This is a genomic window from Vreelandella sulfidaeris Esulfide1, assembly GCF_054072535.1.
Map to the genome: position 1 here is coordinate 1,109,122 of NZ_CM133364.1, position 20,002 is coordinate 1,129,123.

At 55.8% G+C, this 20,002-nt stretch carries 15 protein-coding genes; 5 read left to right on the forward strand and 10 right to left on the reverse strand.

Features of this window, described 5'->3' with window-relative positions; translation table 11 throughout:
* The first annotated feature begins 72 nt into the window (after positions 1 to 72).
* On the forward strand, positions 73 to 4,896 hold the full coding sequence (locus tag ACW44H_RS05150; RefSeq protein ID WP_457507419.1) for an NAD-glutamate dehydrogenase: 4,824 nt from the start codon (positions 73 to 75) through the stop codon (positions 4,894 to 4,896).
* A gap of 173 nt (positions 4,897 to 5,069) precedes the next feature.
* The gene (locus ACW44H_RS05155; protein ID WP_457507421.1) at positions 5,070 to 6,089 is read left to right on the forward strand and encodes a quinone-dependent dihydroorotate dehydrogenase; all 1,020 of its coding nucleotides are present in this window, start codon (positions 5,070 to 5,072) and stop codon (positions 6,087 to 6,089) included.
* A 96-nt stretch (positions 6,090 to 6,185) separates the two neighbouring features.
* Here ACW44H_RS05155 and rmf read toward each other — a convergent pair whose 3' ends face one another.
* Positions 6,186 to 6,395, reverse strand: coding sequence for a ribosome modulation factor (rmf, locus tag ACW44H_RS05160; RefSeq protein ID WP_113270416.1), 210 nt, complete (start codon positions 6,393 to 6,395; stop codon positions 6,186 to 6,188).
* A 338-nt stretch (positions 6,396 to 6,733) separates the two neighbouring features.
* Here rmf and rlmKL point away from each other — a divergent pair, with 338 nt between their 5' ends.
* A complete protein-coding gene (gene rlmKL, locus ACW44H_RS05165; RefSeq protein WP_457507423.1) occupies positions 6,734 to 9,001 on the forward strand; it encodes a bifunctional 23S rRNA (guanine(2069)-N(7))-methyltransferase RlmK/23S rRNA (guanine(2445)-N(2))-methyltransferase RlmL in 2,268 nt (755 codons plus the stop codon).
* Between the two features lie 29 nt (positions 9,002 to 9,030).
* A complete protein-coding gene (locus tag ACW44H_RS05170; RefSeq protein WP_457507425.1) occupies positions 9,031 to 9,366 on the forward strand; it encodes a glutaredoxin family protein in 336 nt (111 codons plus the stop codon).
* 66 nt (positions 9,367 to 9,432) lie between these two features.
* On the opposite strand, the gene ACW44H_RS05175 is transcribed toward ACW44H_RS05170, so the two are convergent.
* Positions 9,433 to 9,714, reverse strand: a complete 282-nt coding sequence (locus ACW44H_RS05175) for a WGR domain-containing protein (protein ID WP_113270419.1) — start codon at positions 9,712 to 9,714, stop codon at positions 9,433 to 9,435.
* A 97-nt stretch (positions 9,715 to 9,811) separates the two neighbouring features.
* Here ACW44H_RS05175 and pdxB point away from each other — a divergent pair, with 97 nt between their 5' ends.
* Positions 9,812 to 10,954 (forward strand): 4-phosphoerythronate dehydrogenase PdxB, encoded by a 1,143-nt coding sequence (gene pdxB / locus ACW44H_RS05180; RefSeq protein WP_457507427.1) that lies wholly within the window; start codon positions 9,812 to 9,814, stop codon positions 10,952 to 10,954.
* Positions 10,955 to 11,206: 252 nt separating this feature from the next.
* Here pdxB and htpX read toward each other — a convergent pair whose 3' ends face one another.
* The 8 genes from htpX to ACW44H_RS05220 form a co-directional block, all read right to left on the reverse strand.
* Entirely contained in the window at positions 11,207 to 12,112 is a 906-nt protein-coding gene (htpX, locus tag ACW44H_RS05185; RefSeq protein ID WP_113270421.1) for a protease HtpX, read from the reverse strand.
* Positions 12,113 to 12,202: 90 nt separating this feature from the next.
* Positions 12,203 to 13,450: a pyridoxal phosphate-dependent aminotransferase gene (locus ACW44H_RS05190; protein ID WP_457507429.1), complete on the reverse strand. Its 1,248-nt coding sequence runs from the start codon at positions 13,448 to 13,450 to the stop codon at positions 12,203 to 12,205.
* 93 nt (positions 13,451 to 13,543) lie between these two features.
* Entirely contained in the window at positions 13,544 to 14,500 is a 957-nt protein-coding gene (ylqF, locus tag ACW44H_RS05195) for a ribosome biogenesis GTPase YlqF (RefSeq protein ID WP_457507431.1), read from the reverse strand.
* A gap of 107 nt (positions 14,501 to 14,607) precedes the next feature.
* Positions 14,608 to 15,006, reverse strand: a complete 399-nt coding sequence (gene msrB, locus ACW44H_RS05200) for a peptide-methionine (R)-S-oxide reductase MsrB (RefSeq protein ID WP_457507433.1) — start codon at positions 15,004 to 15,006, stop codon at positions 14,608 to 14,610.
* A gap of 124 nt (positions 15,007 to 15,130) precedes the next feature.
* Positions 15,131 to 16,717: a gamma-glutamyltransferase family protein gene (locus ACW44H_RS05205; RefSeq protein ID WP_457507435.1), complete on the reverse strand. Its 1,587-nt coding sequence runs from the start codon at positions 16,715 to 16,717 to the stop codon at positions 15,131 to 15,133.
* Positions 16,718 to 16,744: 27 nt separating this feature from the next.
* The gene (locus ACW44H_RS05210) at positions 16,745 to 18,070 is read right to left on the reverse strand and encodes a TRAP transporter large permease (protein WP_457507437.1); all 1,326 of its coding nucleotides are present in this window, start codon (positions 18,068 to 18,070) and stop codon (positions 16,745 to 16,747) included.
* Positions 18,071 to 18,073: 3 nt separating this feature from the next.
* Positions 18,074 to 18,583: a TRAP transporter small permease subunit gene (locus tag ACW44H_RS05215; RefSeq protein ID WP_457507439.1), complete on the reverse strand. Its 510-nt coding sequence runs from the start codon at positions 18,581 to 18,583 to the stop codon at positions 18,074 to 18,076.
* 1 nt (position 18,584) lies between these two features.
* Positions 18,585 to 19,688: a TRAP transporter substrate-binding protein gene (locus ACW44H_RS05220; RefSeq protein ID WP_457507441.1), complete on the reverse strand. Its 1,104-nt coding sequence runs from the start codon at positions 19,686 to 19,688 to the stop codon at positions 18,585 to 18,587.
* Between the last annotated feature and the right edge of the window lie 314 nt (positions 19,689 to 20,002).

Consider the following 20,002-nt stretch of genomic DNA (forward strand, 5'->3'; position numbering starts at 1 on the left):
TTATGTTGGCCTAAAGGCCTATTGTTCTTCGTTTTTTTGGCCGTTTTAAGGCCTAGGCAGTCGAGGTGATGGATGCACTACGTTGCGATTGAAGAGAGTCGGCAAGATCTGTTGAAGCAGCTTCAGGAGCGGCTATATGCGCGATTAGAGCCCACTCGCGCGGCCACGGTAGACGCCTTTGCTCGACACTTTTATGCCACCGTGCCGGTGGAAGACCTCGTGGATCGTCGCCTGGACGATCTGTATGGCGCAACGCTGTCAATCTGGCAGTTTTTGCAGCATCACGATCCGCAAAGCCCTAAAGTGCGTGTATTTAACCCGGATTTCGAAGAGCACGGCTGGCAGTCAACGCATACGTTTGTGGCCGTTCTGCATGAAGATATGCCGTTTCTGGTTGATTCGGTGCGTATTGAACTCAACCGTCGCGGCTTGACGGTACATGCGATTCAGAACGCCGTGCTGGCGGTGGCCCGCGATGAACAGCACCGGTTGCAGGCGTTGGCCTCGCCGAGAGACGGCAACGCGCCTGAAGCACGCGAATCACTGATTGTGATTGAAGTCGATCGACACACCGATGTAACGCTGCTTGAGAGAATCGAGCGTACGCTGCACGAAGTGCTTCGTGATGTGCGCACCGCCGTGGGTGACTACGAAGCCATTTGTTCGAAAATTACTGATTCGATTCAAGAGCTTGAGAAAAATTGCCCACCGCAGATTGACCCCGACGACCATGAGGAGGCAATTGCCTTTCTAGAGTGGCTGCTTAAAGATAATTTCACCTTTCTGGGTTACGACGAATACCTGTTGGAAGGCCGCGAGTTGCAACGCGATGCGGATAGTGTGCTGGGCGTGTTCCGTCTGGATCATCCACGCTACTGCGAGCGTATCCGCACCGAAGAGGGCGTCGGTGATAACAACGAGTATGTGCTGGTGCCGCAACTGCTGTCGTTTGCCAAGAGCGCCCACCACTCCCGTGTGCACCGCCCCACGTATCCTGATTACATTACGGTTGACCGCTACGATGACGACGGCAATGTCATCGGCGAACGGCGCTTCTTCGGTCTGTTCACCTCGACGGTGTATAACGAATCACCGCGTAATATTCCGTTGCTGCGCCGCAAGCTCAAAGCCGTGATGGACATTGCCGGATTCAACCCGCAGGGCCATAACGGCAAGCAATTGCTGCAGGTGTTGGAAGTCTACCCCCGTGATGACCTGTTTCAGATTGAAACCGAGTCACTGGCCAGTACTGCGCTAGGCATTCTTAATATTCGTGAGCGCCGTCAGGTGCGGCTGTTCATTCGCGCCGATATCAGCGGTAAGTTTTACTCCTGTCTCGTGTTTGTTCCTCGCGACGTGTTCTCTACGGACCTACGTCAGCGGATTCAAAACGTATTGTGCGATGAGTTAAACGCCCACTTTGGTGATTTCAATACCTACTTGTCCGAGTCGGTGCTCGCCCGTATCCAACTGATTCTACGCTTTAACGGCGATGCACCGAGCGACTATGATCTCAAACTCCTTGAGAGCAAGGTGGCCCGGCTGGCGCGTAGCTGGCGCGACGAACTGCAGAACGCCATGATTGAAGGCTTCGGCGAAGAGCGTGCCAACAGTCTCATGGATCAGTTCGGCGAAGCATTCTCAGCGAGCTATCGAGAAGACTTCTCCGCGCGCACGGCCGTGTTTGACGTACAACACCTTTTAACGCTGAATAACGGCGATGATTTATCGCTGTCGCTCTACCGTCCGTTGGAAGAGCAGGGCGGTGGTGTCAATCTCAAGCTTTTCCACCGCGAATCGCAAATTCCGCTCTCAGACGTGCTGCCGATGATGGAAAATCTGGGCCTACGTGTCATTGGCGAGCGTCCCTACGACATCAACGCCCCTGAACAGCGCTACTGGATTCACGACTTTGAACTGGAGCACAGCGGCGCGGATGTCAACTTGGGTGATATGCGCGATGTGTTTACAGAAGCCTTTAAGCGTATCTGGACCGGCGAAGCCGACAATGACGCCTTCAATCGCCTGATTATCGGCGCGGGGTTGGATTGGCGTGAAGTCGCCATGCTGCGTGGCTATGCCCGTTACCTCAAACAGATTCGTTTCGGCATGTCCCAGGATTACATAGCCGCTACGCTGGCCAACTACCCAGCCATTACACGCGAACTGGTAGAGCTATTCCGCCTGCGCTTTGACCCTGAGCAACAGAGTAACGCCACCGACGAGTGCATAGCGGGCTTGAATGAACGCCTGGAAGGCGTTGCCAGCCTTAACGATGACCAACTGCTGCGCCGCTTTATGGAGCTGATTCTCGCCACGCTGCGCACCAACTACTATCAGCTCGCTGAAGGTGGACGCTTTAAGGACTACATCGCTTATAAGCTTGAACCTTCGAAAGTCACGGGTATGCCTAAGCCGCGACCAATGTTCGAGATTTTTGTTTGCTCGCCGCGGGTAGAAGGCGTGCATCTGCGGGGCGGTAAAGTAGCCCGCGGCGGCCTGCGCTGGTCGGACCGCTTTGAAGATTACCGCACCGAAGTGTTGGGGCTGGTGAAAGCCCAGCAGGTGAAGAACGCGGTTATCGTGCCGGTAGGTGCCAAAGGTGGTTTCGTCTGTAAGCGCATGCCGGAAAACGCCAGCCGTGACGTCATCCAGAAAGAGGGCATTGCCTGTTATCAGATCTTTATTCGCGCATTGTTGGATGTGACCGACAACCTGGTGGGTAGCGAGGTGGTACCCCCCGAAAATGTTGTCCGCCATGATGAAGACGATGCGTATCTAGTGGTGGCCGCCGACAAGGGCACTGCCACCTTCTCGGATATTGCCAATGAAATCTCTCTCGAATACGACCACTGGCTAGGCGATGCGTTTGCGTCAGGCGGCGCCAACGGTTACGACCATAAAAAAATGGGTATCACCGCACGTGGTGCCTGGGAGTCGGTGAAGCGCCACTTCAAAAATCTTGATGTCGATACCCAGCGCGATCTGTTTAGCGTGGTAGGCATTGGCGATATGGCGGGGGATGTGTTCGGTAATGGCATGCTGCTCTCCGACAAGATTCAGTTGGTAGGCGCCTTCAACCACTTGCATATCTTTGTTGACCCTAACCCGGATGCCGAGGCCTCCTTTGCCGAGCGTCAAAGGCTATTCGAACTGCCACGCTCCAGTTGGGAAGACTACAGCCAGGAGCTGATCTCTGCCGGTGGCGGTATCTTTAGCCGCAGCGCCAAGTCGATTGTCATAACGCCAGAAATGCAGCACGTATTTGGTATTCAAGAAACGCGTCTTTCACCCAATGAGCTTATTCGCGCCATGCTCAAATCCAAGGTGGATTTGATCTGGAACGGTGGTATCGGGACTTATGTAAAAGGTTCTGATGAAACCGACACCGATGTGGGCGACAAAGCCAATGACACGCTGCGAATCAATGGCAATGATCTGAATTGCCGTGTGGTTGGCGAGGGCGGAAACCTTGGCTTGACCCAACGCGGGCGTATGGAAGCCGCAGCCAAAGGCGTGCGCGTATATACGGACTTTATCGATAACGCTGGTGGGGTAAATTGCTCCGACCACGAGGTCAATATCAAGATCCTCATCGATGAAGTGGTCAAACGCGGCGATATGACGGAGAAGCAGCGCAATCAGCTGTTAGCGGAAATGACCGACGAAGTAGCGGATCTAGTCATTCTGGATAACTACCGTCAAAGCCAGGCGTTGGATCTGTCGGCCATCCTCTCCGATCAGGCGATGGGGCCGTATCGCCGCTTTATCAGCGAATTGGAAGCCGCCGGGCAAATTGATCGCGAACTGGAATTTTTGCCCACCGATGAGGTGCTAAAAGAGCGCGCCAGCAATGACCAGGGGATGCGTCTGCCCGAGTTGTCAGTATTGATCTCCTATGCCAAAAGCACGCTGAAAGGTGACTTGATCACCTCTGACGTGCCGGACGATCACTATATTGACCGGCATCTGGAGCGGCTCTTCCCATCAGTGCTGGTTGAGCGTTTTAAAGGCGAGATGTACGAGCACCGTCTGAAGCGTGAAATTGTCTCCACTCAGGTCGCTAACGATCTAGTCGATCACATGGGCATTGTCTTCGTGCGTCGCTTGATGGACTCCACCGGGGCGGGACGCGCCGATATTGCACGGGCTTATATTGTCGCCCGTGACAGTTTTAATTTGCCAGGACTATGGGCGCAAATTGAAGCGCTCGATAATCAGGTGCCGAACCGCATTCAGTACTCAATGATGCTCGATCTGATGCGCTTGATCCGCCGCGCCACGCGCTGGTTCTTGCGTCAGCACTTGGGGCTCTCGACCCAAGACACCATTGAATACTTCGCCCCGCGTCTGGCGCAGTTGCAAGAAGGGATTGGCGAGCTGCTAAGCGGTGAAGAACTCAGTGCCTGGAACACGCGGCGGGACGAACTGCTGGAAGCAGGCGTGCCGGATACGTTGGCGTCCACTGTGGCCGCCTCATCAAGCCTCTACGCCGGTCTCGGTATTATTCAAGCGGCGCGCCTGACGAATGAGAAACCGCAGCGAGTGGCGGAGGTACTCTACGAGATTGGTAGCCGTCTGGAACTGCCGTGGATGATTCAGCAGGTCACGCAGTTGGAAGTACGCGATGCTTGGCAGGCCCAGGCGCGTGAAACCTTCCGAGACGATATCGAGCGCCAGCAGCTTGCTCTGACCACCAGTGTATTGAAACTTGATGCGGGTAGCCGTGATACCCAGGAGCGGGTGGCGCAGTGGTTGGAACAGCACGCTGACTTGCATCGTCGCTGGTGTCGTCTTATTGAGGAAGTGCGTGGCGGCAATGAAGGGGGCTTCGCGCTGTTCGCGGTGGCGGTGCGCGAGTTGGTCGATCTCGCTGAAAGCGATAGCGAAGCCTAGGCATGCATCTTCTGTTTAACTAAAGAGGCTGCTTAGCTAAATCTCTGTTTAGTTTAAGCATATCTCTTTGTGAAAGCGCGCTCTGGTTCTCCACCAGGGCGCGCTTTATTACGCTATACTGGTGCCCGTTTTAAACCCCGTGATCGTTTTTGCCCCGTTTCAAGAGACTCGCCATGTACGCCCTTGCCCGCTCATTGTTCTTTCGCGTTGATCCAGAAACCTCCCATGGGATGGCGCTGAGCGCGCTGGATACACTTCATCGCGTGGGGGGTGTGACGCGATTGTTTGGTCAGCCGGTGGATGATCCTGTCGAGCTGATGGGGCTGCGTTTTGCCAATCGGGTGGGGTTGGCCGCTGGGTTGGATAAGAATGCAGACCATGTGGATGCCTTGGGCGCTCTAGGGTTCGGCTTTGTTGAAGTCGGCACTGTTACCCCTAAAGCCCAGCCTGGCAACCCTAAACCCCGGCTGTTTCGCTTGGCGGAACATGAGGCGATCATTAACCGCTTTGGTTTTAACAATAAAGGGGTTGAGCATCTTATCCAACAGGTTAAACGGCGCCACTACGGCGGTGTTGTGGGTATCAATATTGGCAAGAACCTGAGCACTGCGGTAGAACATGCATTGGATGACTACTTGCTATGTTTAGAGGCAGTGCATCCCTGCGCGGATTACATTGCCGTCAATGTCTCCTCACCGAATACGCCTGGGCTGCGTACCTTACAGTTTGGTGAGCAATTGGATGCACTACTGGGTCCCATTCGCGCCCGAGCCACCGAACTTAATACCCAGTCGGGGCGTAACGTTCCCCTGCTGATTAAGATTGCCCCGGATATGAGCGCAGAAGAAGTGGCGTTAATGGCGGAAAGTATTGCGCGCAACGCTCTTGATGGCGTAATCGCCACCAATACCACTGTTTCCCGCGCGGGGGTAGAGGGCGACCCGCAGGCAGACGAGATGGGTGGGTTGTCAGGGAGGCCTGTTTTTGAAGCGTCCAATCGCGTCATTCGCCAGTTGCGCGAGCATTTGCCTACGCTGCCCATTATTGGCGTAGGCGGTATTGATAGCGCCGCTGCCGCCCAGGCTAAAATCGCCGCAGGGGCAGATTTAATCCAGCTTTACTCGGGCTTGATTTATCAAGGCCCTAAACTGGTGGGCGAGTGTGCAAGAGCAGTGAAGAACGCGAGCCGTTAAAAAGCCCACTTAATAAAGTGGGCTCACTTAAAACCTGTCGTTTAAACCTGTCGTTTAAACCTAGTTTTCATTTAAACATCAGCGATGTATAAAACGTTAAGTCATGACCATGGGGTTTTTATGAATGCCGGAGATGCCGGTCATCCCGTCCCACTGGTCGCCGCGACCTTCACGCCAACCGCTCATCCAATACTCGCGTAAATTAATATCTTGACTGGGACAATCATCGCGAGAACGACCTGATATACCCGCTTTATAGCCGTGGACATAAGCCCGCTGGAAGCGATCACGTTTTTGCCGTTTCATTGGCTAACCTCTTTTCACGAAAGCCTTTGATAAGAAATAGGGTGTTATCGGAAACAGCCACTATTCCGAGAGCTTACTTCAAGAGCGAGCCGCCGCCGCAACCCAACCGTCTAGCACTCACGCGCTGAACGGGCCGAACGGCGAACTCATACAAGCCACAGGTCTGCTTATTAGGAATGTATCCTTAAGGACCCTGACAGGAAACGCATGCGTTTTTCAGTAGCTACTCTCTTATTGTTAGACCATGATGGGGCCATCTGTCGACTACCAAATTGTCATAAAACGTAAACTCATTTGATATATACAGGAATGTCGCGCCTTTCAGCGCAGCTATAACTATGACCGAGTTGAACCAAAATACCCCCCTAAAGCTGTTGGCCACCTGCCCAAAAGGCATTGAAGGCCTGCTCCACGATGAACTCATAACGCTGGGCGCCACGCCGGGTAAAACGACCGTGGCGGGGGTATATTTCACCGCCAGCCAAGCCATTGCCTATCGTGTATGCCTGTGGTCGCGGTTAGCCAACCGGGTTATTTTGTCCCTCGTACGCGAGTCCATGATCGATACGGCTGAGCAAGTGCGTGATGTGGTTGCGCGCATTGCATGGACCCAGCACCTAGCGCCGGGTAACACGCTGGCCGTAGATTTCCACGGCCGCAGCGAGCATATCCGCCATACCCGCTTTGGCGCCCAAACCGTTAAAGATGGCATTGTCGATGCACTCCAGCTGGCAGGGCAGGAACGTCCTAATGTGGATATCAAAGCCCCCCATCTGCGCGTCTATGCCCACCTGCACCGAATGAACCTCACCATTGGGCTGGATCTTTCTGGTGAGAGCCTGCACCGCCGTGGCTATCGCCGCGATGTCGGCCACGCGCCGCTTAAAGAAAACTTGGCAGCGGCACTGCTGGTGCGTGCAGGCTGGCCCGAGCGTCTAAAAGCTGGTGAGCCGTTGATTGATCCACTGTGTGGCGCGGGTACGCTGTTAATAGAAGCCGCGATGATGGCGGCCGACCAAGCACCTAACCTAAACCGTGAGCGGTTTGGTTTTCATGGTTGGGCGGGCCACGATGACACCGTATGGCGTGAGCAGAAGCGCGAAGCCGAAGCGCGCGCATCGATTGGCCGCAAGCGCTGCAAAGCTCAGTTACTTGGCTTTGATCAAAGCCCGGCGGCCCTTACGGCGGCAAAAGCCAACGCCATGCGGGCGGGTATTCCCGCGCTAATCACCTTACATGGGCAGAGTCTTGCCCAGTTGACACGGCCGGAAACACTGACTGCTGAGAGCGGCCTACTGATCACTAATCCCCCCTATGGCGAGCGCCTGGGTGAATTGCCGGAGCTGGTGCGCCTGTATGCCCAGTTAGGCGAAAAAGCCAAAACACAGTTTCCCGGCTGGACGCTTGCAGTCTTTACTGGCAACCCTGATCTCGGCCACCGATTAGGGATGCGGGCACACAAGCAGTACGCGCTCAAAAATGGCGCACTGGATGCCAAGCTGCTGTTGATGGAGATTGGCGGGGCAGAGCATACGCCTACCGCTAGCGATGCAGCGCCTGCTCAGCGCGAGAGCGTGGCAGAAGCTATGCCCAGTGAACGGACTAGCGAAGAGCAAGCTATTCATCAAGCTCTCCATAAAGCCCAGGCTGATGCTAAACCTCAAGACAATGCGCAGATGTTTGCTAATCGTCTGATCAAGAATCAGAAGCGCCTGAAGAAGTGGCTAAAGCAGAGCGGTGAAACCAGCTATCGCGTCTATGACGCCGATATGCCGGAGTACGCTTTAGCAGTGGATCGCTACGGTGATCGCGTGCACGTTCAAGAGTACGCGGCGCCCAGCTCGATCAACCCGGCCCAAGCGCAAAAGCGCTTATACGACGCACTGGAAGTCATGCCCGAAGCACTCGGTGTTGACGCTAGCAAGATTTATATCAAACGCCGTGAACGCCAAACCGGCAACGCCCAGTACCAAAAACGAGCCGCTAGTGGTGAACGCTTTGAAGTACAGGAAGGCAATGCGCGGCTATGGGTGAATCTGCGCGACTATCTCGATACAGGGCTGTTTCTTGATCATCGTCCGGTTCGGCGCATGCTGGGCGAAATGGCCATTGGCAAGCGGTTTTTAAACCTTTTTTGTTACACTGCTACGGCAACGGTACAGGCGGCGTTAGGAGGCGCCAGCGATAGCGTAAGTGTGGATATGTCCAACACCTACCTGGAGTGGGCCAAGGACAACTTTGCGCTCAATAAGCTGGATACCCGCCTGCATCGCGTGGTGCGCGACGACTGCTTTCGCTGGCTGGAAACCGCCAACGCCGAGTTCGATCTGATCTTTATGGATCCGCCAACGTTTTCTAACTCCAAGAAAATGCGCGATACCCTCGACGTTCAGCGTGACCATCCGCGGCTTGTGGAGCTCGCCATGGCGCGCTTGGCACCCGGTGGAACGCTCGTGTTTTCTAATAACCAACGGCGCTTTAAACTCGATGAAGCGCTGAGTGAGCGCTACGCGGTAGAGGACATTACCGGGCGCAGCTTCGACCCTGATTTCCAGCGGCGCACGAACCTGCACCATGTGTTTTTGCTGCGTCATAAAGTGTCATAAGAGAGCTATCGTATGAAAAGAGCATTCGCATGATTCAGCTGTCGCTTTACACGACGCTTGGCTGTCACCTGTGCAGCCAACTAGAGGGGTTGGTGGCAGCACTGGCGAATCAAAAAGTGTGGCTGCACCACATTGAGATTAGCGAGGATGATGCGCTAGTCGAGCGTTACGGCGTGCGGATACCTGTGTTGGTGGATAGTGAAGGCAATGAGCTGGACCGTGGCTTTGAGCTGGAGCGGTTAAGCGCATGGCTGCGCGAGCGTGGCTGGCTGGATGAAGCGGCCCTGGAAGCATTTACCACACCGCCAGAGGCCACGCCGCCAAAAGGCGCCTATGAGCGTGGCGGACGGCGCTTCTTAAGTTAATAGCACTAGGTTAATAGCACGAGGTTAATGGCGCGAGGTTAACAGGCATGGCTAAAAGCGTTGCTCTCAAAGCACGTCCAGCAGTGAGAGCTGGCGCATGGCTTCCTGACCTTCGGGGGTGTGGTCGGCCACTTCCAGTACCTTGCGGAACCCTCGCGAAGACTGGATAGTGGCTTCGTCCTCAAGCCACATCTGGGCTTGCTCCAGTGTATCGGCTAGCTGATGTTTCAGGCCGCCAAACTGGGTGCCGATTTGCCCCCAAGCGCGGCTGAAAATCCAGTCACCAAACATATCTTGGTGAATATGAACCAACACGTAGTCATGGTTGGTCTCCCAGCGTACGATCAAAACACTCTCCTTACTTAGCCTTTAAAAGATAGCCTTTAAACACGCCTGCACATCAAGCCGTCGCGGCGTATTGTAAAGCCCGGATAAGAAAACGCCTATGAAACTTGTTGTCGACGCCAATATCCCTGCTGCCGAGCGCTGCTTTGGCCATTTTGGTACGCTCACCCGCGTGCCGGGCCGGGAGATAACCGCCGCGCATCTGCAGGACGCTGATGCACTCATCGTGCGCTCCATTACCCAGGTCAACGACGAGCTGCTTTCAAACAGCCCCGTGGGGTTTATTGGTACGTGCACCATCGGCACGGACCATATCGATCAGGCGGCCCTTGCTAAGCGCGATATCGGTTTCGCCAGTGCGCCCGGCTGCAATGCCGAAGCGGTGGCCGACTATGTATTGAGTAGCCTGCTGACGATGGCGGAGCGGGATGGTTGGTCACTTAGCGAACGTACCGTGGGGATTGTGGGGGTAGGCAATGTCGGTCGCCGGTTATTGGCACGGCTAACGGCTATGAGCGTGGCAACGCTGGCCTGTGACCCGCCTCGGGCCGAGAAGGAGGGGCAGGCTGGGTTTCACTCCTTAGACGCCCTAATCGAGCACTGTGACGTGCTTTGCTTACATACACCGCTGACCCGCGAAGGCCCATACGCCACCTACCAATTGCTCAACGCTCAGCGTATTCATGACCTTGCGCCGGGTTGCGTGTTGCTGAATGCCGGGCGGGGCGACTGCGTGGATGGGCCAGCGCTGCGCAACCGCTTGGCGGGCAAGGGTGATATCAGCGCAGTGCTGGATGTGTGGGAGAATGAGCCTGAGATTGACGCAGGCTTACGCGATCTGGTCTCCCTGGCAACACCGCATATTGCCGGCCATAGCCTGGACGGCAAGCTGCGTGGCACCTGGATGATTCAACAAGCGTTAGCGCGCCACTGCGGCCAACCCAATGAACTCACGTTCGCCGATATTTGCCCGCCGCCTGCACTGGCTTCGCTGCATTTACAGCACGCGCTACCGCCCGAAGATGCCCTGCGGCTTTGCATACGAGCGGTGTATGACGTTCGCCGTGATCACGATGCGCTTCAGCGTCAAACGCAACATAGCGGAATGCGCAAAGGCTTCGATGATTGCCGAGCCAATTACCCGCTGCGCCGCGAATTCGCCACGCTCAACGTGATGCTGTCAGGCGAGGCGGTCGCATTGGAAGGTGTGTTGCGTGGTGCAGGGTTTTCTCTACTGCTATAGCGAGGAACCTTGCTCCTTTTCATTGGAAAGCGGTCAACTCTTGTCATTGCGAGGAGCGAAGCGACGCGGCAATCTGATCCTGCGGCGGCACATCCCCCAGATTGCTTCGCTGCGCTCGCAATGACATGAAAAGCCACCGACTCGCGGTGGTTCAAGCCTTGTCATTGCGAGGAGCGAAGCGACGCGGCAATCTGCACCCGCGGCGGCACATCCCCTAGATTGCTTCGCTTTGCTCGCAATGACATAAGCAACTTACTGACGATATGCGGCTTCTTTCAGCGCACGAATGCGCTCATCCAGCGGCGGGTGGCTGGCAAACAGCTTTTCCACCAAAGAGCGTGTTTGGCCTTTCGTGATGGCCAGGGCGCGCAGCGTGTCCGGCATTTGGTCCGGCATTTCCGTTTCGGTTTTTAAGCGTGCTAATGCACTGACCATGGCATTGGTACCCGCCAAGCGCGCGCCTGCTTCATCGGCGCGGTATTCGCGGTAGCGTGAGAACCAGGCGACGATAGCCGAGGCCAAAATACCAAACACAATTTCGGCGACCATGACCACTGCGAAGTAACCCATAAAGCCAAGCCCGCCTTCACCATCGCTACGGCTGCGCAGGAAGTTATCGACCAAGTGCGCCACTACCCGGGCGAAGAACATTACAAAAGTGTTCACTACGCCTTGGATCAGTGCCAGCGTGACCATGTCGCCGTTGGCCACATGGCCAATTTCGTGGGCTAAAACGGCACGCACTTCTTCAGGACGCATGCGGTTCAATAAGCCTGCCGAGACAGCAACAAGCGCATCGTTTTTGTTCCAACCCGTGGCAAAGGCATTAGACTGCTGCGCCGGGAATATACCCACTTCCGGCGTTTTAATGCCGACATCACGGGACAGCTCCGCGACCGTGTCCAGCAACCATTGTTCGGTTGAGTTAGAGGGCGTTTCGATAACCACTGTGCCGGTGCTGCGTTTGGCCATCCATTTGGAAATGAACAGCGAGATAATGGAGCCCGCCATGCCGAACACAAAGCAGAAGATCAATAAACTGGTGAAGTTAATGCCCTGGCCGCTCAGATAGCTCTCCACGCCCAACAGGCGCAAGGTAATACTGGCAACCAGTAAGACCGCTATATTGGTCGCCAAAAACAGCAGAATTCGCATCATAGTGCAGGTTCTCCCTTAAAGGTCTTTGCAGCGTTACTAGAATAATGGCTTAGATACGTGCTGTTCATGACAGTTTCAAGTCCCACCGGCTTATTGCCGGTAGCGGGACAAGAAATTGGCAAAGCGGTCAAGTGCATCGCCTAACTGGTCGGCCCAGGGCAGCGTCACAATGCGCACATGATCCGGTTCCGGCCAGTTAAAGGCCGTGCCCTGCACCAGCAATATTTTTTCCTGCAGCAGCAAGTCAAGTACCATCTGCTGATCATCTTTGATGTTGAAAACCTTAGGATCCAGGCGCGGAAACGCATAGAGCGCCCCTTTGGGTTTCACACACGAGACGCCGGGGATTGCATTGAGCTTTTCGACAGTGATATCGCGCTGCGCCAGCAGCCGCCCACCGGGCAGGATTAAATCATTGATCGACTGATAGCCACCTAGTGCGGTTTGTATTGCGTGCTGGGCGGGCACGTTGGCACACAACCGCATGGAAGCCAGCATATTCAGCCCCTGGATATAATCCTGAGCATTTAGCTTGGCCAGGGTGCCAGAAATGGTCATCCAGCCGGAGCGGAAACCGGCACAGCGGTAGCTTTTTGAGAGGCCGTTCATGGTGATTACCAATTGGTCATCGTCCGCCAGTGCGCCGGTGGCGGTGTGTTCGACGCCGTCATACAAAATTTTGTCGTAGATCTCGTCAGAAAATACCACCAAGTTGTGCTGCTTGGCGATCTCGAGCACCTCTTTAACCACGGCGGGCGGGTACACTGCGCCAGTCGGGTTATTGGGGTTGATCAGCACAATGGCTCGGGTGTGGCTGGTGATCTTGGCGCGTATATCCGCCATGTCAGGCGTCCAATCGGCCTGTTCGTCGCAGAGGTAATGCACCGCGTGGCCACCGGAAAGATGGGCGGCGGCTGTCCAGAGCGGGTAGTCAGGCGCGGGGATCAAGACTTCGTCGCCGTCATTGAGTAATGCCTGCATCGCCATCACGATCAGCTCGGAAACGCCGTTGCCAATAAAAATATCATCGATGCCGACGTTTGGGATCAGCTTACGCTGACACTCCTGCATAATCGCTTTACGCGCTGAGTAGAGACCTTTGGAATCGCAGTAGCCCTGTGCCGTGGGCAGGTTACGCATCACATCCTGGAGAATCTCTTCCGGCGCCTCAAAACCAAAGGGCGCAGGATTGCCGATGTTCAGCTTGAGAATTCGTTGGCCTTCCTCTTCCAGGCGCTTGGCGTGGTCGAGTACCGGACCGCGAATGTCATAGCAGACATTGTGCAGCTTGTGAGATTTCTTTAGCGGTTGTGGTTCGTGCGACTGCAGGGTATCCATGAGGTGTTTGTCCAAAAGTAGCGAGAAGCCCAAAGTATCCAACGTAATGAGGTGATTACTAAGTCAAAGGGTGGCTTAGCAGTGCTTGGCTCATTATGCGTCGGAAAGCCCTTGATTGTCTTCGTCGTTTTGCACCGGGGGAGGCGGAATATCCGCTGGCGTTTCAAGCGTTAGTCTGCCCAGCTTGCCATCGCGCAACTCGTGAAGCAGCACTTCGGCGCCGCGATGCAGATCCACCTCGCCGCCGGGGCGTAGGCCGCCTCGGCGAGCGGCAATATCTTGTAAAATAGCGTTGCCATCAAAACCAGCAATAGCGAGAAAATCGGGCTTTTTCGGGCCATCTGCATCAATGTCGTGAGGGATATCCGGCGCGGTGTAAGGGGGGAGTTCTTTGAGCTTATAACGGGCAGTCAGCGCGTCAGGGTAGCGCTTGGCCAGTTCCGCGCTGGTGACAATGGCCACATCAGTGTATTCAATGGCCGTGTCACGAATAGCGCCAGTAGCGGCGAGGCGATAAGCGCTTGCCTGATCCTCAATTTTGGGCCACAGCACCCCAGGTGTGTCGGTGAGTGCGACGCGCCCGTCGATTCGTACCTTTTGCTGGCGCTTGGTGACCGCGGGTTCGTTGCCGGTTTTAGCGATTTTGCGTCCGGCCAGGCCGTTAATCAGCGTGGACTTCCCCACGTTGGGAATGCCCATCACCATCACCCGGACATCGCGGTCGGCGCGTACGGCACCGGCCAGCTCATGGCACAGCTTGGGGATTTTCTTCAGCTCACGGGTATTGGTGGTGGTAACAGCCAAGGCGCGCATGTTCTCTTGGGCATCGAAAAAGGCCACCCACTCAGCCGTGCGTTCGGGATCAGCGAGATCGGCGCGGGAGAGAATTTTCAACACTGGCTTATGGCGCGTTAGCTCGGCCAGCATCGGGTTGGCGCTGGAGTAGGGCAGACGCGCGTCGAGCACCTCGATCACCACGTCAATCTCCGGCAGCACCTCCTTAATCTGGCGGCGGGCCTTGTTCATATGTCCGGGGAACCAGCCGAGCATGGGTCTCTCCTGAAATTACAAAAATTAGAGGCACAAAAAAAGCGGGCTGCCATTCTAGCAGATGGCGCCCGCCTTGCTGGTTTTCCTTGAATAGGATTTAGCGCTGATTACTCGTCAGGATGAAACTCCAACGACACCGAGTTGATGCAGTAGCGCAACCCTGTGGTCTCTGGTGGCCCATCGGGGAAGACGTGACCCAAATGCGCATCGCAGTGAGAACAGACAACTTCGGTACGCTGCATGCCGTGGGTGGTGTCCATATGCTCTTCAACACAGCGGCTTCCCAGCGGCCGGTCAAAGCTTGGCCAGCCACAGCCAGCGTCAAACTTATGCTCGTTTTCAAACAGGGGTGCATGGCAGCATACGCAGTGGTAAATACCCTGGGTATCCTGCACTTGGTAATCGCCGGTAAATGGGCGCTCGGTGCCTTTTTCACGGGCTACGCGGTATTGCTCGGGCGTTAGCTGTTGTTGCCATTCGTCGGGGGATTTTTCTATTTTCGCCATGGGGGCTCCTCTCCCTCTGGTTGCCGTTAGTCAGAGGCTAAATAAGCAGGCTAGCTTAACACTCCCATCAATGACAGCGAGCCGCCTGCTCAAGTTCAGCAAATACGAATCCCCGAGTGTGTACTTACACGCTCGCCGCGCCACCGTTACTGCGAGGGTCGTGGGCGCTCTCAATCAACCCATCAGGGTGATGCACAATGCCACCCGCATGGCCCATCGTGTCGCTGAACGCGTCGGGCAGCACCTCCACATCGTGGCCAGCGGTAGCCAGGTCGGTGACTAACGCATCGTCAAAACGCGCTTCCAGTTTTAAGTTGGTGCTGGTTTCCCCCCAGGTGCGCCCGAGCAGCCAGCGCGGTGCGGTGATTGCCTGCTGAAGCGGCATGCCGTACAGCGCATAGCGTGAGAAAACCGCCGCCTGGGTTTGCGGCTGGCCTTCACCGCCCATGGTGCCATAAACCATGGTGCGGCCATCGTTAAACTTGGCAAGCGCCGGGTTGAGCGTGTGAAAAGGTTTACGGCCGGGGGCCAGGCCGCGCAGATCATCAGGATTAAGCGAAAAACTGATGCCGCGGTTTTGCCACAGCACACCGCTTTCTGGCAGCACTACGCCACTGCCGAACTCCCAGTAGATGCTTTGAATAAAGCTGACTGCGCGCCCTTGGCTATCCACGGTGCCCATCCAGATAGTATCGCCGGGGGCGGGTTCGTGAGGCCAGGGTAGGGCGTGCTGTGGGTCGATGTTCGCAGCTTCTCGGCCGATATTTTCTGAGCTAAGCAACTCTTGCAGCGGCGTCGGTACACGGCCGGGGTCAGTGACGTTTTGGTCGCGTAAGATAAAGGCGCGCTTGGTGGCTTCAATTAACCCGTGCAGGTGCTCAAAGCTGTTGGGCTCGGCGGCTTTTAAGCGCTCGTAAATGGCCAAAATCATCAGCGACGCCATACCCTGGGTAGGGGCGGGCAGGTTATACAGCGTGGCATCCTGGAGGGTGACTTCCAGTGGCGTTACCTGTTGAGCCTGATAGGCGTGAAAGTCTGCCAGGCGCAGCGGACTGCCCACTGCTTCCAAGTCCCGCGCCATGCTGGCCGCCAGCTCACCACGGTAGAAGTCATCCAGTCCCGCTTCCGCCAAGCGCTTCAGCGTGGCAGCTAGACGCGGCTGGCGTAGCCGCTCGCCTTCATGGGGTACCTGCCCGTTCAGCAGTAGCGCGTCGCTAAAGCCTGGGCTTTGGGATAAACGCTCAAGGTGTTTGGCAGTCAGTGCTTGCTGGCTTTGGGAAACCGCAATACCCGCTTCTGCGTGACGAATGGCATCGGCCAGTAGCGTGGAGAGGGGCAGCTGTTTTCCACAACTCGACGCCACGTTCAGCGCTTCATGCCAACCGCCAATGGTGCCTGCCATGGTGAGGGCGGCTTTGGGGCCACGCTCGGGAATTTGCGTCTCTCCGGCGTAGAAATCCGCGTTGGCGAGGCCCGCCGCTGGGCCGCAGGCATCAATGGCAATGGGGGCTTTGCCGGGCTCATGAATCAGCCAGAAGCCATCACCGCCCAGGGCATTCATATGTGGATAAACCACGGCAATGGCCGCGGCAGCCGCTACCATGGCCTCCACCGCATTGCCGCCCTGTTTAAGCACATCGCGCCCGGCGCTGGCGGCTAGGTGATGAGGGGCGACGCAGCTGCCGCCGTAACTACGTTGGGTGTGGAGCATCTCAAATTCCTTTGTTATTGATCTTGGTTACCAGCCAATGGCGTTTGGCAACCATGTAGCAATGCTGGGGAAGATAAACACCAGCGCGACGGCGACAAACTGTAGGCCGATAAACGGCAGCGCGCCTTTATAAATATCCAGTGTGGTGACTTCTTTCGGGGCCACGCCTTTGAGAAAGAACAAAGACCAGCCAAACGGTGGGGTGAGAAACGAGGTTTGCAGTACCAACCCCACCAAAATACCCAGCCATACCAAATCGACCCCCATTTGCACAAAGAACGGCAAAAATAGCGGTAGGGCGATATAGCTGATCTCGATCCATTCCAGAAAGAAACCCAACACAAACATCAGCAGTAGCATAAACAGCATTGCGCCTAGTTCGCCCCCGGGCACCCAGTCGAACATGCGGGCAACCAAATGCTCGCCGCCCAAGCCGCGGAATGCCAAGCCAAACACCTGCGCGCTAATTAAGATAAAGAATACCATCGCTGAGATTATCAGCGTGGCTTTGGCGACTTCTTTGAGCAGCGCAAACGTTAACCGGCCTGAGCAGGCTACAAACAGCAATGCCCCTAGCGCCCCCATCGCGGCAGCCTCTGTGGGCGCGGCAATGCCGCCAATAATCGAACCCAGCACAGCAAATACCAAGCCTACTGGCGGGCCCACCACGGTGATTACCTTCACCAGCAGTTGGCGCCGTCCCATCGCTTTACGCTCCTCAATAGGGATGGGTGGCATTAGGTGAGGGTAGAGTTTGGCGATTATTAAAATGGCAATAATATAAACAGCCGCGAGCGTTAGCCCCGGCACCATGGCGGCTGCAAACATCGTACCGACGGACTCACCCAAAATTTCAGCCAATAGGATCAACACCAGACTGGGCGGGATAATCTGACCCAAGGTGCCGGACGCGCAGATCATGCCCGTGGCCAGAGATTTAGGATAACCGCGACGCAACAATGTAGGCAGCGTGAGAAGGCCTAGCGTGACGATAGTGGCGCCAACAATCCCCGTGGCGGCACCTAACAGGACGCCCACCAGAATAATCGCCACGCCCATGCCACCCGAGAGGCCGCCGAACAAGTGGCCGATCACATCGATCAACTCCTCGGCAAGCTTCGATTTCTCCAGCATCACGCCCATAAACACAAACAGCGGTATCGCCATAAACGTGTAATTGGTTACCACGCCGTAAATACGTGATGGAAGAAGGTTAAACAACATCGGGCCAAAGCCGATGTAGCCAAAGAAAAAGGCAGTGGCCGCGATGCTGATACCCACGGGAATGCCGATTAGCAGGAACACGAAAAAAGCCACGATCATGCCGATCGCTAGCCATTCATTGGGAGACATGCGTTATTCACCTCGTGTGGGCAGGGCAAACGCCTGACGCAGCGCGTGGGCCAACCCCTGCAGCGCGAGAAGGACAAAACCAAACGGAATGAGCGATTTGAGCAGCCAACGAAGGGGCAGACCACCGGGGTTAGGCGATACTTCGCCGCGGGCGAACGACTGAGCTATCCACGGCAGCGTCAGCCAGGCGATATACAGCCCCATCACCAGCAACAATAAACCGCCGATAACCTCAATCACGCGCTGCAGGCCCGTGGGGAAGCGTTCATAGAAAACATCGACGCGCACCTGCTCACCCATCATCAGCAAATACGACATGCCAAATAGCGCGATAGGTGAGATCAAGTGCCACTGTAGCTCTTGCAGCCACACCGCTCCGATCCGAAACACATAACGCATCAATACGTCGCCAGCGACGAGTCCGACTAATACCACGCAGGTCCAGGCGGCGATCCAGCCAAATAGCCGAACCACCGCCTCAACCCCGTGGACAAAGGTTGCCACGGCGCGCATATCAGACTCCGATAATGTCGTTTAACCAAGCCCGCTCGCTGGAGCCCGCCCAGCGGTCGTGATTGGCTTTAAAGGCCATGTAGCTGTCGTGGACTTTGCGTACCAGTGGGTCAGCGTTGGCCTCTGTGGCCAGCGTGTCTTGGGTGGCTTCGCGAAGCGCATCAACAACAGGAGTGGGAAGCATGCTAGCCGTCACACCTTCGTTTTCTATCAAATCGGTCATGGCTTCCCCATTAACCGCTTCAGACCACGTGACACTCTCCAAACAAGCGGCCATGCAGGCGGTTTTGACGATCATCTGCAGGTCTTCCGGCAGGCTATCCCAGTGTGTTTTCGATATCAGCAGTTCGCCGGTGGTGGAGGGCTCGTGCCAGCCGGTGGTGTGGTAGAACTTGGCGGCGTTATGCAGCCCCATGCGGCGATCTTGGAAAGGACCAACAAATTCGGCTGCATCAATGACGCCACGTTCGAGGGCTGGGAAAATTTCGCCACCAGGGAGCACGCGCGCATCGACGCCTAGCGAGGAGTAGACCTGGCCCGCCAAACCGGGGACGCGCATTCGCAGGCCATTAAGCTGACTGATATCTTCTATCGGTTCGCGGAACCAGCCGGTCATCTGCACGCCGGTATTATTGAGCGGGAAAGCCACCATGCCGTAAGGCTCATATACTTCGTGCCAAAGCTCCAAGCCACCGCCGTGATAGAGCCACGCCATATGGCCCATAAAGCTCATGCCAAACGGCACGGTGGTGAAGTACTGGGCCGCAAATGTGGTGCCTGACCAGAAGTAGCTATTAGCAGCATTCATCTCGATGGTGCCGCTTTGCACGGCTTCAAAGCCCTCAAAGGCTGGAATCAGCTCACCGGCTGCGAAGTGCTGGATGTTAAGCCGACCGCCGGACATGGCATTGATTTTGGCGATGACATCGGTAGGACTGCCAGGACCTTCTACATAAAAGGGCGAGCCGGGACCGTAGGCATTGGTCATACGCCAATTAAAACGCTCGTCGGACTGCGCACGGGCGATAGACGGAGCACCTAATACCAGCCCGGCAGTGGTGGAAACGGTTGCCGTGGTGAGAAACTTGCGGCGAGATAAGGACATAGCACACCTCATGATGGGGAAGTGGATCAGTAAGGGAACACTATGAGGTAGCAAAGGGTGTGCCATAAAAATCGATTTTATTATAAATAAAAGATTTTTAAGGGTTTCATAGCAGATGGAGAGTGGGCAAATGCTAAGAAAATTCAGCGCTTGCACCGTTATGAGGCTTCATTAGAGACGAGGGCACTCCCAATGTGCATGCTGGCGCAACAAAGCTTGTGCTTGGGTGTAGGTGATTGATAGCGGGTCAGTAAAGCCGCTGCTAGCAGAGAGCTTGACAGCTCAATACGGTCTGAGTAACATACGCGCCACCT